Genomic DNA, 16,568 nt, shown 5'->3' with positions numbered 1-16,568 from the left:
TTCCGGTTCAATCAGGAGGTACCGCACCGGAGAGCGACGAGGTTCCGGCGTGCCCGGAGCCGGGTCAGCGCCGGGCCGGCAGGGGGCACGGCATGACTACCGGACCGAGCACCGACACCCAGGGCGCGGGGGGCGCCGCGGTGTCGCCGGACCGACCACCGGCGACCACCCAGGTGATCATCGCGCTGCTCGTCGGATCGGCGTTCGTCATGATCCTGAACGAGACGATCATGAGCGTGGCCCTGCCGGTGCTGATCGTGGACCTGCAGGTCTCCGCGGGCACCGCACAGTGGCTGACCAGCGGGTTCCTGCTGACGATGGCGGTGGTCATCCCGATCACCGGGTTCCTGCTCCAGCGGTTCCCGGCGCGGGCGATCTTCCTGACGTCGATGGTCCTGTTCTCGGCGGGCACGTTGCTCGCCGCGCTCGCTCCCGGCTTCGGCGTGCTGCTCGCGGCTCGCGTGGTGCAGGCGTGCGGGACGGCCGTGATGATCCCGCTGCTGATGACGACGATCATGACGCTGGTCCCGGCCGAGCGCCGCGGGCAGACCATGGGCACGATCTCGATCGTGATCGCGGTGGCGCCCGCCGTCGGGCCGACGCTGTCCGGTGTGATCCTGTCCACCCTCGGCTGGCGCTGGATGTTCTGGATCGTGCTGCCGATCGCGCTGCTGGCGCTCGCCGCGGGGGCCACCTGGCTGCGCGTCGCCGACGACCGGACACGGCCGGTGCCGCTGGACGTGCTGTCGGTGCCGTTGTCCGCGCTCGCGTTCGCCGGCCTCGTCTACGGCCTGTCGCTGATCGGGGAGGCGGCGCGCGGCGGGCACGGCGGCATCCCGCCGTGGCTGCCGCTGGTGGTCGGGATCGTCGCGATGGTGGCGTTCGTGTACCGCCAGGTGCGCCTGCAGCGCCGCGACGCCGCACTGCTCGACCTGCGGCCGTTCACGAACCGGCGGTTCACGGTGTCGCTGGTGCTGGTCGCGCTCGGGTTCATGTCGCTGTTCGGCGCGATCATCATGATGCCGCTCTACATCCAGGACGTGCTGGGCCGCAGCGCGTTCGTGGCGGGTCTGGTCGTGCTGCCCGGCGGGCTGGCGATGGGCTTCCTCGGTCCGTTCATCGGCCGCGTGTACGACCGCCACGGCGCCCGCCGCCTGGTGCTGCCCGGATCGGTGCTGCTCGCCGCGGCGATGTGGATGATGACCACGCTGGACGCCGGCTCCCCGATCTGGGAGGTCGTGGTCCTCCAGACCGCGATGATGGTGTCGCTGGCGATGATGTTCACGCCGCTGATGACGGACTCGCTGGGATCGTTGCCCGGCCATCTGTACTCGCACGGCAGCGCGATCCTGACCACGTTGCAGCAGGTCGCGGGCGCGGCCGGGACAGCACTGTTCGTGACCGTGATGACGCTGTCCTCGGCGTCCGGCGGGGCGCCCGACGTGCCGGGCGTGAGCGCCGCGTTCACGGTCGCCGCGGTGGTCGCCGTGGTCGTCGTCGGCGTCGCGTTCTTCACCGGTAAGGAGCCGGCGAACGCGGGAGGCCCGCCCGCGCACTGATCCACGCACACTGGGGACGTGAACTCCCCGCTGGACGGCGTCCGCGTCGTCGACCTGACCACGACGTTCCTCGGTCCCTACACGACCATGCTGATGGCGCGCATGGGAGCCGACGTGGTCAAGGTCGAGACACACGACGGCGACGTGCTGCGGCACGTCGGGTCCGGCCGCCATCCGGGGATGGGTCCGATCTTCCTGGCGGCCAACCACGGCAAGCGCTCGGTCGCGCTCGACCTCAAGTCGCCCGGCGGGCGGGACGCCATGCGGTGCCTGCTCGCCGGTGCGGACGTGTTCGTCACGAACATGCGTCCGCAGGCGGTCGCCCGTCTCGGCCTGGGTCCCGACGAACTGTGCTCCGCCGACGAGCGGCTCGTCTACGTCGCGCTCCGCGGGTTCGGCGAGGGCGGGCCCTACCGCGACCGGGCCGCCTACGACGACGTCGTGCAGGCCGCCAGCGGGCTCGCCGGCCTGCAGGGCGGTGCCGGCGATCCGGACTACGTCCGCTCCGTCGTCGCGGACAAGACGGTCGGCGTGATGGGGCTCGCGGCCGTGAACGCCGCGCTGTTCGCCCGGGAGCGTTCCGGGCGCGGTGGGTTCACCGAGGTCCCGATGTTCGAGACGATGACGTCGTTCGTGCTGCTCGAGCAGCAGAACGCACGCGTGCTCGACCCGGACGCACCGACCGGGTACGCGCGCACGGCCAGCCCGCACCGCAGGCCGTACCGCACGGCCGACGGGCACCTCGGCGTCGTCGTCTACACCGACAAGCAGTGGCTCGCGTTCTTCGACCTGATCGGCCGCGCGGACCTCGCGTCGGACCCCCGGTTCGCCACGATCACCGACCGGACCCGGCACATCGACGAGCTCTACGGGCTGCTGGCCGACGAGATGCCGGCCCGCACCACCGACGAGTGGGTCTCCGTGCTGGAACCGCTCGGCATCCCCGCGCAGCCGGTGCTCACGCCCGACGACCTGTTCGACGACCCGCACCTGGCCGCCGTCGGGATGTTCGAGCAGGTCACGCACCCGTCGGAGGGCGACCTGACGCTGCCGCGGCTCCCGCTCTCGTTCGGCGACGGGACGCACGCACCGGCGGTCCGGGGCGCTCCGCGGCTCGGCGAACACGGCGACGAGGTGCTGCGCGAGGCCGGGATGTCCGACGAGCAGATCGCCCGGCTGCGGGCCGACGGCGTGCTGGGCGCGTGAGCCGGTTGTCCGGACCGGTGCCCAGAACGATCTCCATGACGGGTATCGACGCAGGTCGGAGCGGTGTGGCCGACGTGGTTCCCTACGCCGTCCACACGATCGGGTGATCTCGTACGGTGGGCCGTTCGGGTCGTCCGGGTGGTCGGATCGTGCTGATGGAGTAGTCCAGGTCACTCCGAGCGGCCGATCGTGGGCTGATCCGGTCGGTTTCCCATGATGTGGACCCAGCCGCACGCGACGCTCACCCCATCGGCGTGCAAACTTCCCGCATGCACCTCGTCAACCGCTTCGCCGTTCGACGCCACGTCGACCTGGCGCGGCAGGCGAGCGCGCTCTGTCAGTCGTCGGTGAACTGAGTCCGGGGCGCTCGCGCCCGCTCTCGACACACCGTCTCCGGCCCCGCGCCCCGGCGCGGGTCGACCCGCCGCCCGTGCCCAGCCCGCCACCAGGGATGGCCGCAGGTGCGGTCCGCGGGTCCCGTCCCGGTCCGGCCTCCGCCGGAAGCTCCCCACACCGCAGCCTGCCGCGTCCCGCCGTGTCCGTCCGATGAGGACGGTCGCGTCGTCGTGCGCGCCCGGCTGCGGTGTCCGGGCCGGACCGTCAGCTCCCCGACCCGTTAGGAGACCGTCGTGGCACCGAATCGTGCACGACCCACCCCACGAGCCCGGCTCGTCGCCGGTGGCCTGCTGCTCGCCGGCACGGCCGCCGCGTCCGCCGGTGTCGCCGGGACGGCGCAGGCCGCAGAGCCCGCGCTCGTCCCGGACCTCGCCCCGCTGCTGACCACGCACAACGACGTCCAGCCCGCCCCGGCGCCCGAGGCGCCGCCGGTGGAGTCGTCGTTCACCGCGTTCGGCCCGGACGAGCCGCTCAAGCAGCTCCGCGACTTCACCCCGGCCGGTGTCCCGGCCTCGGGACTCGTCGAGGCCGTCGTCGAGGCCCCGAAGAAGATCACCCCCAGCGGTGGTGGCGGGGGTTACGGCGGTGAGTAGGTTCTCCCGGATCCCTCGCTGGGGGAAGCGCCTCGGCCTCGCCCTGCTGGGCGCCGCCGTCGTCGCCGGCGTGACGATCATCCCCACCGCGACGTCCGCGTACGCCGACGTCGAGAAGACCAAGTCCGAGGTCGCCGGCGGCGACGGCAAGCAGTACTGGGTCGAGAACAACCTGGTCGGCGGCAAGGCCGCGGCCGCGAACCGCCAGGAGGCGGCCGGCGGGCAGCGCCCCGAGTACATGGTCGTCTGGGCCGGCGACGAGAACGCCGCCGACACGGCCGTGCCGGACGTGAAGAACCTGCCGGGCTCGGTCACCGACGACATCGGCGGCAAGGTGCGCGACGCGCTGCCCGGCCCCGACTTCATGGCCGTCGTCGACGTCACCAAGGGCTCCCCGGAGTACGGCAAGGTCGTGAACACGGCGACCGTCGGACCGCTGGTGGAGAACGAGCCGCACCACATGCAGTACTCGTGGCGCAAGGGCGACAAGATCTACGCCGGTGGCCTGTACAGCGCCGCGACCTACGTCTTCGACGTGTCGGCGCTGCCGGAGCTCAAGCTCTCCGGGATCAGCCTGCCGTCGCAGACGCTCTGCGGTTCGGTGCCGGACGCCTACTGGGTCCTCAAGGACGGCACGGCGTACGGGACCTACATGGGCGGCCCGGTCGCACCGGGGCCGTGCCGCTACTCCAACGGCGAGGTCCGTACCGGCAACGGGTTCGCCGGTACTCCCGGCGAGGTCGTGCGGCTGGGTCCGGACGCGAAGAACCTGGTCGAGGCCCCGGCCGCGACGGAGACACCGGAGGATCCGCAGCAGTGCCTGAACATGCCGGCACTGGGGCAGCCCAGCTGCGCCAACCCGCACGGCATCCAGGCCCGCGAGGACCTGAACACGATGGTGACCAGTGACTACGCGGAACCGCGTGACATCATCCTGGACCCGGTGAAGAACCCGTCGCCGTACCTGCGACGACCGACGATCCGGACCTGGGACATCTCCGACCGCAACCACCCGAAGGTGAAGTCGGTGTCCTACCTGCCGACCGGTCCGCGCTCCGGGGCCGAGGACCCGCTGCGCAACGAGAACCGGGCGGTCATGGAGACCACGGTCACCAACCAGCCCGGGCACAAGGGCGCGTTCGCGCAGACCATGCAGGGCGGCGCCCTGTACTACACACCGGACATCACGGTGCCGAACCCGGAGTGGAAGGAGATCTTCGACCTCTCCACCTCGGCGCCCGAGTTCGCCTCCCCGGGCGAGAACGGCGGCCCGAGCGCGAACGGCGGCTGGGTCCAGACCAGCCCGGACGACAAGACGCTGTACCACGCCACGATCGGCCGCAAGGCCGGGACGCTGGGCCCGAACGACAAGGGCACGGCGGGCGGCGTGATCGCGCTCGACGTCGAGAAGCTGGTCAACTCGGGTGAGAACCCGCAGTGCTCGATCGACTCCCCGGAGGAGATCACCGCGGGCGGCGCCGAGTCCGACTGCCCGACGCTGAAGTCCACCCAGGCGATCAACCCGGACAAGACCGGGGCGGGTCCGCACTGGGGGGCGCTGGACAACCTCAAGAAGGGCGACGACGGCTTCTACACCGAGACCGACCAGCCGTCCCGTCTCGCGACCGCGAACTACTTCGTGGCCCGCACCGGCCTGGACGGTGACCACAAGGTCTGCCTCGTGGACATCGCGCAGGACGGCAAGCTGTCGCTGGACGAGTCGTTCAAGGACGAGAACACGGGTGACACCTGCATCTCGTTCAACCGCGACAACTGGCCGCACGGCCCGTTCGGCAACGCCAAGCCGCACTCGATGCTCTTCGTGACCAATGACGAAGACATCAAGTAGCACTCCCGTGCTGCAGCGGGGCGCCGTGGATTCCACGGCGCCCCGCCGCGGGGGTCCCCGTCCCGAGGTGGTCCGCGTCGGTGTGTTCGTCGGGGCACTGGTCCTCGCCGGGCTCGGTGCCGCGGTCGCCGGCTCGGTCGCGGGCGAGCTCACGGCCCCGGGTGCGACGACGGCGGTGCGGCTCGTGCTGCTCGTCGCCGGCGCGCTCGTGGCCGGGCTCGGGCTGGTCCACCCGCTCACCGGTGCTCGCGAGTCGGCCCCGCCCGGCCGGTGGCACCGGCGGGTGGCGTGGGCGTCCGGTCTGCTCGCCGCCGCCGCGGCGCTGGCCGGATACCTGCACGGGGACGTCAGCCGGACCGGGACGCTCGTCTGGGTGGTCGCGGCGCTGGCGGTTCCCGCGCTGCTGGAGATCCGGCACGCGTCCGCCCGGTGGACGGTCCCGGTCGCCGCGCTACCCGGTGTGGTGCTGGTGGCCGTGACGTTCGGCTCGGCGCACACCGGGCTCGCGTTCGCCGCCGACGTCGTCTACGCCGTGGCGTCGTCCGTGCTGCTCGCCGCGCTCGCCGCGCTCACCCTGCGGGCGTTCGGCGACGGCGTTCCCGGGCCGGGCGCCGATCGTGCGCTCGACCAGGACGGTGGAGCTGTCGGCGAGAGATCGAACAGCTCTGACGTCCTGATCGACGACCGGTCCCCGTCCGCCCGGCCGTCGTCCGGCCCGGCCGCCGCTCCCGGGTGGCCGGTACGGCTCGGGAGCGTCGGTCTCGTCGCGGCCGTCGTGGCCGCGCTCGCCGGCGCCGCGCGGATCCTGACCGCGGGCCCGTACTCGGTGATCGATCTCGTCGGTACCGCGTACGGCCGCGCCGCCCTGGTGGCCGTCGCGCTGCCGGCTGTGGCTGCCGTGGTGCTCCTGGCTCTGTGCCGCACCGCCTACCGGCGTGCCGCACCCGTCGCAGCCGGTGCGACACGCCGGGGCGGGGTGCGGCACGACGCGGCGGGTGCTCCGGCCGCGGCCGACGGGGTGCGGTCGGCCGTGCTGGCCGGTGCGACCGGTGCGGTGGTGGCACTCGGGGTCGCGGCGGCCTCGGTCGCCGGGCTGCTGCCGGCACCCGCTCCGGCGGCGGTGCCCGGACAGGCGCTGCTACGGACCGTCGCGCTGGACGGCGTGAACGTGCCGGTCCTGGTCGCGCCGATGCGTCCGGGTCCGAACCTCGTCCAGCTCGGCGGCAGCGGCTACCCGGCGACGGGTGACGCGGCGACACAGCAGCCCGGCCCCGGCGGAACCGGCGCGCCCTCGACACCGGCCGGCGCGGCCGGCGGTGAGGCCGATCCGGGTACGGCCGGCCACGACATGGGCGGGACGGCCGGGACCGGCGGACACGAGATGGCCACCCACGGCGGCAGCGCGACCGTCGCCGCGGACGGTGATCCGGTCGGGTTCGTGTCCCGTCCCGGGGCCCGCGGCGGCTGGGCCGTCGTGGACATCCCGGCCGGCACGACGTCGCTGACCGTCAGCATGGCCGGCGACTCGGCGACCGTCCCGGTGTCCGTCGGGGACAGCGTGGGCGACGCGCCGTCGTCCGCACTCACCGGGCGCGACGGGCCGGAGTGCGCGTCGGCGATCGTCGGTGCGGCGCTCGGTGGAACGCCCGGCACGGTCACGAGCTGCCCGTCGCAGGCGCTCGACCCGGAGCAGGCGGGGGCGCTCACCGCGACCGTCCGCACGATGGCCGAGAAGGGTGCGCGGAACGTCCGCCTGGTCGGCGACGCGTCACCCCGGTCGGTCGCGGCGACACGGCTCGTCCGCGACGAGGGCAGGAAGGCCGGTCTCGCGTTCACCCCGGACGCCGGGAACGACCCGAACAGCGCGCTCGTCGTCGTCTCCGGATGGGAGCAGGCCGTCGACGTGCTCGGCGAGGTCCGGCAGCGGGCCGCGACGACCCCGACCCACCTCGGCGGCACGTTCCTGGCGCCGTGGCTGCTCACCGGGGACGTGCTGCGGCAGACGGCGTCGGCGTTCCTGCCGCTGTCGTTCGCGCCGAACGAGCCGGAGGCGCAGCGGTTCGCGCTCGCCCTGGCGGCGACACATCCCGATACCGCACCGTCGGCGTCGGGCTACCTGGCCTGGGCGCGGGAGATCGGCGTCCGGACCGACCCGAGGCCGTCGCTCTACGGGGCGGCCGCGGTGAACGTCCCGATGAGCATCGAGCCGCAGGGATCGAGCGGCCACCACGGTGGCCCCGATCCGGCGGCGTGGTTCCCGGGCGGCACCGTCGTCCCGGTCAGCGGCCCGATGGAGGGGTCCCCATGAGGAGGAATCATGTCCGTGGTCGGTGACGTACTGCGCCGCCCGTTGGTGGACGGGCGCGCCGCGTTCGGTCCGCTCGACCGGAGCGCCGCGCCGCCGCAGTGGCCGGTCGTGGCCGTCGGCGTGGTGCTGGCCGCGCTGCTGCTGTGGGGCGTCTCCACGGTCGCCCCGTGGACCATGGTGGTCACGACGGCGCTCGGTCTCGCGCTCGGGTTCGTGCTGTTCCACTCCCGGTTCGGCTTCACGTCCGGGTGGCGCCAGCTCGTCTCGGTCGGCCAGGGAGCCGCGCTGCGCGCGCACATGCTGATGCTCGGCGTGGCCAGCGTGCTGTTCGCGGTCATCCTCGGTAGCGGGTTCGCCCTGGCCGGGGACCCGAAGGGCCTGTCCAACCCGGTCGGGATCGGGCTCGTCGTGGGCGCGTTCCTGTTCGGGGTCGGGATGCAGGTCGGTGGTTCCTGCGCCTCCGGGACGCTGTTCGCCGTCGGGTCCGGGCAGAGCGCGATCGTGCTGACCCTGTTCGGGTTCATCGTCGGCTCGATCTTCGCGGCGCTCACGTTCACGTTCTGGCAGCAGACCGTCCCGCAGGGACCGACGATCAACCTGGCGCAGCTGCTCGGGTACCCGGGCGCCGTCGCCGTGACGATCGTCGTGCTGCTCGGCATCTCGGCCCTGACCTACGTCGTCGCCCGCCGCCGCTCCGCCCCTCCTGTGGAGCGCCCGCCGTCGGCCAGCGGCGCGTGGCGGATCGTGCGCGGGTCCTGGCCGATGTGGGTCGGGGCGCTCGCGCTCGGCGTGCTGAACGCGGCGGTGCTGTTCGTCTCGGCGCAGCCATGGGGTGTCACGTCGGCGTTCGCACTGTGGGGCTCGAAGATCCTCGGGTTCCTCGGCGTGGACGTCGCGAGCTGGGCGTACTGGCAGGTCCCGGCGAACGCGAAGTCGCTGGCCGGACCGGTCCTGGCGGACCGGGTGTCCAACCTGGACTTCGGGATCATGGTCGGTGCGCTGGTCGCGTCCGCGCTGGGCGGGGCGTTCGTGCTGCACAGGCGCATCCCGTGGAAGCTGGCGCTGGGCTCGGTGCTCGGCGGCATCGCCATGGGCTACGGCGCGCGGCTGGCCGGCGGTTGCAACATCGGTGCCTACTTCTCCGGCATCGCCTCGTTCAGCCTGCACGGCTGGATCTGGGGTGCGGTCGCGCTCGGCGGAACGTGGGTGGGGCTCCGGCTGCGCCCGCTGTTCGGGCTGACCAACCCCAAGCCCACGGACTCGATCTGTTGACGACACCGCGCGGATCGGGTCCCGCTCCCCACCAGAAAGGTAGAAACGCATGAACCGCACGACCGCACGCCTGGCCGCCACGGCCGTCGGCGTCGGGGCCCTCACCGGCCTCGCCGTCGGGGCCGCGCACGCCGACGAGGACTCCGGCGCGTCGACCGACGCGACCCGGGAGGCCACCGCGCCGGACGGCCTCGCACCGAACTACGTCCTGCAGGGCCTCCCCGGCCTGCCGATCGGCGACCCGGTGTCGCCGGTGTTCTCCGTCGTCGCCCCGGCGTACGGGGTGGTCGGCGCGCTCGGCTGAGTCGTCATCCCCGGCGGGCCGGGACGGTGCGTCGCCGTCCCGGCCCGCCGTGCGTGTCGTGGAACCCGCCCGATGTGCCCGCCCGCGCTACCGTGTCCGGCGGCGGGACAACCCGGAGGTGGGCGGATGGCGCGGCCGAGCCGTTGGGACGACGTCGTGCGGGCTGCCGGGAAGGTGTTCCGGCGCAACGGGTTCGCCGGATCGTCCCTGGAACAGGTCGCCGAAGAGGTCGGCATGTGGAAGGGCTCGCTCTACAACTACATCTCCTCCAAGGACGACCTGCTCACCGCCGTGATCGCCATCCCGGCCGAGCGGCTCACGGCCGAGGCCCGCGAGATCGCGACCGGTCCCGGCGACCCGGCGGAACGGTTGCGGGAGATCGTCCGCTGCCACGTCGACGTGCTCGTCGACAACTACGACTTCGTGGCCGTGTACCTGCAGGAAGTGGCCGGGCGTGACATCGGTGCACAGTGGCGCGCCTACGACCGGGAGTACGCGGCACTCGTCGAACAGGTCGTGCGGGAGGGCATCGCGTCCGGCGCGGTCCCGTCCGGCCGCGACCCCCGCCTGACGACGATGACGCTGCTCGGCGCGCTGAACTGGCTGACGCGCTGGTGGGACCCGGCGGGCGACGTCGGACCGGACGTCGTCACCGCGCAGATCGCGGACATCGTGCTCGGCAGCTCCGCACCCGTCCGTACCGGCTGACCCCTGGCGGCCCCGGGGACGTTCCCGGGGTGGCACCGGGGAGCGACCCCGATCCCCGGACGGGTCCGCGCCGGGAGCATTCCGTGCCGTGACCACGGACCTCGCCCGCACCCAGTTCGCGCTGACGGCGCTGGCGCACTACTTCTTCGTCGCCCTCACGCTGGGCCTGATCACCATCCTGGTGATCGTCCAGGTCGCGGAGACGGTGCGGCCGACGCCCGCCCGGTCGGCGATGCTGCGGTTCTGGGGCCAGGTCTACCTGGTCAACTACGCGCTGGGCATCGGCACCGGCATCGTGATGGAGCTGCAGCTCGCGCTGAACTGGTCCGGGCTGACCCGGGTGGCCGGCGAGGTCGTCGGAGCGCCGCTCGCGCTGGAGACGGTCGTCGCGTTCGCCGCCGAGGCCACGTTCCTGGGGCTGTGGGTGTTCGCCCGCGACCGGATGCCGCGCTGGGCGCACCTGCTCGTGCTGCTGGCGGTGGCCGCGACGGCGTACGCATCGGCGTGGTTCGTGATCGCCGCGAACGCGTTCCTGCAGCACCCGGTCGGGTACACGATGGACAACGGGATCATGCGGCTGACCGACCCGTCGGCGCTGTTCTCGAACGTCGCGCTGCCGACGGCGATGGCGCACGTGCTGGCCGGCGCGGTCCTCACCGGTGGGTTGTTCGTGGCCGCGGTGTCCTCGGTGTACCTCTGGCGGGCCCGACGCCAGGGGCACGCCTGCGGTCCGGTCGACGTGGACCTGTTCCGGTCCTCGCAGCGCCTCGGGATGGTCGTCGCCGCCGTCGCGGCGCCGCTCGTCGTGATCTTCGGGGGCCTGCAGTTCACGTACCTGGACGAGATCCAGCCGACGAAGTTCGCCGCCGACGGCCCGGCCGCCGCCGCACGCGTCGCCGAGTGGGCGGCGCGGTTCGGTCCGGGGGACCGGCTGCCCGACGCGTCGCTCACCGGGCCGGTCGCGGCGATCATGTTCGGGTTCGGCGTGCTGGCCTGGATGTCGGTCTGGACGACTGCCGTGACGACGCCGTGGGCGTGGAAGTGGCGTCCGGTGCAGGCCGTGCTGATCGTGACGGCGTTCCTGCCGTTCCTCGCGAACGGGGCCGGCTGGCTCGTGCGCGAGCTCGGACGCGCACCCTGGGCGATCTACGGGGTGCTGCCCGTCGAGCAGGGCGTGTCCGGCTCGCTGACGCCATGGCGAGCGCTGGCCCAGACGGTCGTGTTCGTGGTCGTGATCGGCACGCTCGTCGTGCTGGACGTGGCGCTGATCACCCGGATGGTCCGCCGCTACGCGCGGCTCGGTCGCCCGGCCTGGGTGTTGTGGCCGGACCCGCCGCACCTGTCCGATCCGGGCCCGCGTCCGATGACGGTCCCGTCGCTGGTTCCGGACGGTGCCCGGTGACCGCTGCATCGCCGGCCTTGCTCGTCGCCGTCCTCGCGGCGTTCGTCGGGCTCGACGGCATCGGGCGCGGAACGGCGCTGCGTGCGGTCACCGGGACGGCCGGGCGGGACCGGGGTCTCGTGCTCGCCGGCACCGGCCCGCAGCTGCTGCTCGGGCACGTGTGGATGGTTGCTGCGGCCGGTCTGCTGGTCGGTCTGTTCCCGCGCTGGGAGAGCGCCGTCGTCGCGTCGGCGTACTGGTGGGTGCTCGCGATCGCGGCCGGGCTCGTGCTGCGGGTGGCCGCGCTCGGCGTTGCGGCGCTGGGGATCCCCCGGCCGGGAGCGCGGACCGGCACCGGCCCGAACGCCGTCCGCAGCGCACTGGCCGCGACCGGAGCCCTTGCCACCGCGGCCGGGACCGGGGGGTTCCTGGCCGTCGCGGCCGGCGTGTGGCCGGTGCTCGGCGTACCGGCCGTGATCGGGTTCGACGTCGTCGTCTCCGGCTGGGCGCTCGGCGTGCGCGTTCCGATGTGGACACTCGCTCTCGTGGGCGCCCTTCTCGTGGTGCCCGCCGTCGTGCTCGCCGCCGGGGGAGCGGTGCTCGGGGCGGCCGTCGTCGCCGTGCTCGTCGTCGCGGGAGTGCTGCTCGCGCGCCGGCCGGTGTTCGCGGGGACCCTTCTCGCGACGGCCGCCGTCGCGCCGATGGTGGCGCGGTGGCCGGACCTGGCCGTACCGGGGTCCGGGACCGTCCCGGTCGCGGAGCTGGTGACGAGCCCGGCCGGGGCGGCGCTGGTCACCGGCGTCGCGGGCCCGACGTTCGTCCTCGTCCTCGCCGTGCAGATCTGGTTCTGGCGGGGCGCGGGGCCCGGCCCGGGCTCCTCCGGCCCGGCTGCGTCCGGCGCGATCCCGCTCGGACCCGGTCCGTCCGGCCCGACGTCCCTCGGAGCCGTCCCGGCGGATGCGGCGTCACCCGGCGCAGGACCGCTCGACCAGGCGCCGCCCGCCCCTGCTCCGTCCGGCCCGGATCGTTGACGTGCGCGCTCTGCTCTCCGCGGCCGGGCCCCTCCCGGGCTCCCGCGGACGCCTCCGCCTGCTCGTCGCCGTCACCGTCCTCACCGCCGTCGCGTCGGTGGCCGCCGCCGAGGCGCTCGCGAGGGCCGTTCTCGAGCCGACGCCGGCCGCGCTCGTCGTGCTGGCCGCGCTCGTCGCCGTCCGCGGGTTGGCCGGTGCCACTCGGGACGGTGTCGCCGGGTCCGCCGCGGCGGCCGTCGCGACCGAGGCCCGCGCGAACCTCCTGCGGGTCCAGACCCGGCGTGCTGCGCGGCCGGGGGATCCGGATCGCGCTGCGGGCAGCGACGCGGCGTTGCTCGGCGCCGGAGTCGACGGGCTGTCCGACGCCGTCGCCGTCGCGCTCCCGCGGATGGTCACCGGCGTGGTGCTGCCGCTGCTCGTGCTGGGCCGGGTCGCGGTCGCCGACCCGCGCTCCGCGCTCGTCGTGCTCGTCGGCCTCGTGCTCGTGCCGGTGTTCATGGCGCTCGTCGGGCGGAACACGGGGGAGCGGACGCGTGAGCGTCTCGGGGAGCTCGGCCGTCTCGGCGGTGTCTTCGCCGACGTGCTGCGCGCGCTGCCCGGACTGCGCGTGCTCGGAGTGGCCGACGATCAGGCCGGTGTCGTGCGGCACTGGAGCCACGCCTACCGGCGGGCGACGATGCGCGTGCTGCGTACGGCGTTCCTCTCCGCGCTCGTCCTGGAGCTGCTGGCGTCGTTGTCGATCGCCGTCGTCGCCGTCCCGATCGGGCTGCGACTGCTCGACGGGACGATGCCCCTGGTCGCGGGCGTGATCGTGCTGCTGCTGGTGCCGGAGGCGTTCGCGGCGTTGCGTGCGGCCGGTGCGTCCGCGCACGAGACGGCCGACGGGCTGGCCGTGCTGGACCGGCTCGAGGTCGGAGAGTCCGACGTCGGCGGCGTTCGCCCGGACCCGGTCGCCGTCGTCGGGCGGAACCGGGGTGGCGGGCCTGCGCCCGTCCCGGGAGGCACGGCTCCGCCGGGCCCGATCGGCGCCGCATCGCATGATCCGGCCGGTGCCGGTGCCGGTGCCGCTGCCGGTGTCGGTGCCGGTGTCGGTGCCGCCTCGCCGCCGGATCCGTCCGGTGCCGTCGTCGAGCTCGTCCGGATCCGCGCCGGTTGGGAGCCCGGACGTCCGGTGCTCGACGGGTTCGACCTGCGCCTCGAGCCCGGCACCTGCACCGCCCTGCTCGGGCCGAGCGGGTGCGGCAAGTCCACCGTGCTCGCCGTACTGGCCGGACTCCTCGAGCCGGAGGCGGGCGAGATCCTGATCGACGGCGCGCCGGTTGGCGACCTCTCCGGTGACCGCTGGCGTGCCCACCTGGGCTGGGCGCCACAGTCTCCGCAGCTCACCGGCACGACCGTCGCCGAGGCGTTGCGGCTCGCCGACCCGGCCGCGTCCGACGACCGGCTGTGGGCGGCACTGGCCGCCGCCGACGTCGACCACGTCGTCGCCGCCGCACCCGGCGGCCTGTACGCACCCCTGCTGTTCTCGACCGGCGAGCGGCACCGCCTCGGCATGGCCCGCGCGCTGCTACGCCCGTCCGGGCTACTGCTCTGCGACGAGCCGACCGCGCACGTCGACGCGGGCAGCGAGGCCCGCGTGCTGGACCGCCGCCCGCCCGGCGTGACGATGCTGGTCGCGACGCACCGCGCCGCCGTCGCCGCCCGCGCCGACCGGGTCGTCCACCTCACGTCGCTGGCGGTCGCGTCGTGACGCCGCGGGCGAACGTGACATCCGTTCGCATGATCGGAACGAATGCCACATCCGTTCGGGCGGGAGCGCCTGCGGCGCCGGACGGCGACCTGCGGCGCACCACCGCGGGGCGGGCGCACGACCGCGCGGTGGATCGCGAACTCAGCGTCGGCGCAGGTCAGCGAAGTCGCGGTATCGGGACGCGGACGGAGCGGCCGTCATGACGCGCCGGCTCGTGCTGGCGGGTGCGGCGGCGTCGGCGGCGTCGCTCGCGTCGGTCGCCCTGGTCGCGACGGCGGTGTGGCTCGTCGTCACGGCAGGCGGGCGACCGGGCATCGCGGCACTGTCCGGGGCGATCGTCGCCGTGCGGGCGCTGGCCGTCTCCGCCGGGTTGCTGCGCTACGTCGAACGCCTCGCCGGGCACGACGCCGTCCTGGCCGGTCTCGCGGACCGGCGGGCCCGCGTCGTCGCAGATCTGGTGCCGCGGAGCACGACGATCGCCCGCGGACGCTGGGTGCACCGCCTCGTGTCCGATGTGGACGCGGTCGGTGACCTCGTCGTGCGCGGGGTGCTGCCGGCGGTCGCCGTGGGGCTGACCGGGACCGCCGCGGTCCTGCTCGCGCTGGTAGCGGGTGCCCCGGCCGCCGCGGTGGCGATCACGGCGGGAGTGGTCGCCGTCGTCGCGCTCGTGCCGGTCGCCGTGCGCCGGGCGGGTGCGCGGGCCGAAGGGATCGCGGTCGGGCGCGAGGAACTGTCCGCGGCGGCGCTGGAGATCACCCGGGCCGGCACCGACCTCGCCGTGTTCGGAGCACTCGACCGTGCCGAGCGGGCGGCCGGGGCGTGCGCGGCGCGGGTCGGAGCAGCGGAGCGGACCGCCGCCCGCGAGCAGGGCGTGCTGCGCGGCGTGGCCGGGCTGACCGTCGCGGCGGCGCTCGCGGGTTCCGTCGCCGGGGCGGCGCACCTCGGACCGGCGTGGGCCGCCGTCGTCCCGGTGGTGGTGTCCGCGGTGCTCGCGGAGGCGTTCGCGCTGCTCGTCGCCGCACCGCGCCTGGCTGTGGCCCGCGCGGCCCGCCGTCGTCTCGACTCGATCGGCACGGGGCCGGTGCCCGCGCACGGTGACGGTGTCCCGGGTGGCGGCACGCCCCACCTGCGACTGCGCGACCCTGCGCTCGACCTGGACCTGCCGCCCGGCTCCCGCGTCCTGCTGTCCGGGCCGAGCGGGTCCGGCAAGTCCACGCTGCTGGCCGCGCTGTGGCGGGTACGGGAACCCGTCGGGGAGTACACACTGGACGGTGTCGACGTACGCACGCTGGACCCCGGCGCCGTGCGCGAGCGGGTCGGCGGGCTCTGGCAGGACGCGCACCTCCCGCGCTCCACGCTGCGCGACGCGCTCCTGATCGCCCGACCCGGACGGTCCGACGACGCGCTCCGGGCCGCACTCGCCGCTGCCGACCTGACCCCGGACGTCGTCGACGGAGGTCTGGACGGCGCACTCGCGGAAGGTGCCGAGAACCTGTCCGGCGGGCAGCGACGGCGGCTGCTCGTCGCCCGCACGCTGCTCGCCGACCACCCCGTTCAGCTCTTCGACGAGCCGGCCGAGGGACTCGCGCCGGCCGACGCGGACCGCCTGCTGCACACGCTGTTCACGCTCCGTCCACCGGGGCGCACGGTCGTCGTCGTCTCGCACCACGTCCCGGCCGATCTACCGGCCGGAGTGCGGCACCTGACGCTGTAACGCGGGCCGTGCCGGACCGGAGGACCCCGGTGAGAACACTCTCTCCCCGAGGAGGAGCCCCATGGCCTCGCGTCTCAACCCGTACCTCGGCTTCGACGGCAACGCCCGCGAGGCGATGGAGTTCTACCAGGATGTCTTCGGCGGCGAGCTCGTGCTGATGACGTTCGGCGACATGGGCGAGCAGGACCCGGAGCGCGCGTCGAAGATCATGCACGGCCAGTTGGAGACCCCGGCCGGGTACACGCTGATGGCGGGCGACCCGCCACCCGGGCAGTCCGCGCCGTGGGGCACGTCGTTCTCCGTCTCGCTGTCCGGCGGCGCCGACGACGCGGCCGAGCTGCGCGGCTACTGGGAGAAGATCTCGACGGGCGCGGAGATCACCTGCCCGCTGGACAAGCAGATGTGGGGCGACGAGTTCGGCTCCTGCAACGACCGCTTCGGCGTCTCCTGGCTGGTCAACATCGGACAGGCCTGACCGCGGGTACCTCGGCGCCGTG

13 protein-coding genes are annotated in these 16,568 nt (G+C 74.1%); all 13 read left to right on the top strand.

Annotated elements, in window-relative coordinates:
• Positions 1 to 92: 92 nt before the first annotated feature.
• The 13 genes from EV378_RS06875 (at position 93) to EV378_RS06815 (ending at position 16,546) form a co-directional block, all read left to right on the top strand.
• Positions 93 to 1,559 (top strand): MDR family MFS transporter, encoded by a 1,467-nt coding sequence (locus tag EV378_RS06875; RefSeq protein WP_132421894.1) that lies wholly within the window; start codon positions 93 to 95, stop codon positions 1,557 to 1,559.
• 18 nt (positions 1,560 to 1,577) lie between these two features.
• A complete protein-coding gene (locus EV378_RS06870) occupies positions 1,578 to 2,765 on the top strand; it encodes a CaiB/BaiF CoA transferase family protein (protein WP_132421892.1) in 1,188 nt (395 codons plus the stop codon).
• 629 nt (positions 2,766 to 3,394) lie between these two features.
• Positions 3,395 to 3,754 (top strand): hypothetical protein, encoded by a 360-nt coding sequence (locus EV378_RS06865; RefSeq protein ID WP_132421891.1) that lies wholly within the window; start codon positions 3,395 to 3,397, stop codon positions 3,752 to 3,754.
• Between the two features lie 46 nt (positions 3,755 to 3,800).
• Entirely contained in the window at positions 3,801 to 5,603 is a 1,803-nt protein-coding gene (locus tag EV378_RS06860; RefSeq protein ID WP_132427531.1) for a hypothetical protein, read from the top strand.
• Between the two features lie 67 nt (positions 5,604 to 5,670).
• On the top strand, positions 5,671 to 7,911 hold the full coding sequence (locus EV378_RS06855) for a hypothetical protein (RefSeq protein ID WP_132421889.1): 2,241 nt from the start codon (positions 5,671 to 5,673) through the stop codon (positions 7,909 to 7,911).
• A 9-nt stretch (positions 7,912 to 7,920) separates the two neighbouring features.
• Entirely contained in the window at positions 7,921 to 9,183 is a 1,263-nt protein-coding gene (locus tag EV378_RS06850; RefSeq protein WP_132421887.1) for a YeeE/YedE family protein, read from the top strand.
• A 49-nt stretch (positions 9,184 to 9,232) separates the two neighbouring features.
• Positions 9,233 to 9,487 carry a hypothetical protein gene (locus EV378_RS06845; RefSeq protein WP_132421885.1) on the top strand — a complete coding sequence of 85 codons (255 nt, stop codon included), beginning with the start codon at positions 9,233 to 9,235 and terminating at the stop codon, positions 9,485 to 9,487.
• A gap of 126 nt (positions 9,488 to 9,613) precedes the next feature.
• Positions 9,614 to 10,195: a TetR/AcrR family transcriptional regulator gene (locus tag EV378_RS06840; protein ID WP_165922172.1), complete on the top strand. Its 582-nt coding sequence runs from the start codon at positions 9,614 to 9,616 to the stop codon at positions 10,193 to 10,195.
• Between the two features lie 88 nt (positions 10,196 to 10,283).
• Positions 10,284 to 11,597, top strand: a complete 1,314-nt coding sequence (locus tag EV378_RS06835) for a cytochrome ubiquinol oxidase subunit I (protein WP_132421881.1) — start codon at positions 10,284 to 10,286, stop codon at positions 11,595 to 11,597.
• Complete coding sequence (locus tag EV378_RS06830; RefSeq protein ID WP_132421879.1) at positions 11,594 to 12,607, top strand: cytochrome d ubiquinol oxidase subunit II; 1,014 nt, start codon at positions 11,594 to 11,596, stop codon at positions 12,605 to 12,607. Before EV378_RS06835 ends, EV378_RS06830 begins: the two co-directional genes overlap by 4 nt.
• A 1-nt stretch (position 12,608) precedes the next feature.
• On the top strand, positions 12,609 to 14,357 hold the full coding sequence (locus EV378_RS06825) for an ATP-binding cassette domain-containing protein (RefSeq protein WP_165922171.1): 1,749 nt from the start codon (positions 12,609 to 12,611) through the stop codon (positions 14,355 to 14,357).
• A 199-nt stretch (positions 14,358 to 14,556) separates the two neighbouring features.
• Positions 14,557 to 16,071, top strand: a complete 1,515-nt coding sequence (locus tag EV378_RS06820; RefSeq protein ID WP_132421875.1) for an ATP-binding cassette domain-containing protein — start codon at positions 14,557 to 14,559, stop codon at positions 16,069 to 16,071.
• 61 nt (positions 16,072 to 16,132) lie between these two features.
• A complete protein-coding gene (locus EV378_RS06815) occupies positions 16,133 to 16,546 on the top strand; it encodes a VOC family protein (protein ID WP_132421873.1) in 414 nt (137 codons plus the stop codon).
• Positions 16,547 to 16,568 lie beyond the last annotated feature (22 nt).

It is taken from the genome of Pseudonocardia endophytica, from assembly GCF_004339565.1.
GTDB classification, from domain to species: Bacteria; Actinomycetota; Actinomycetes; order Mycobacteriales; family Pseudonocardiaceae; genus Pseudonocardia; species Pseudonocardia endophytica.
This window is presented reverse-complemented; position numbering and strand designations above follow the sequence as displayed.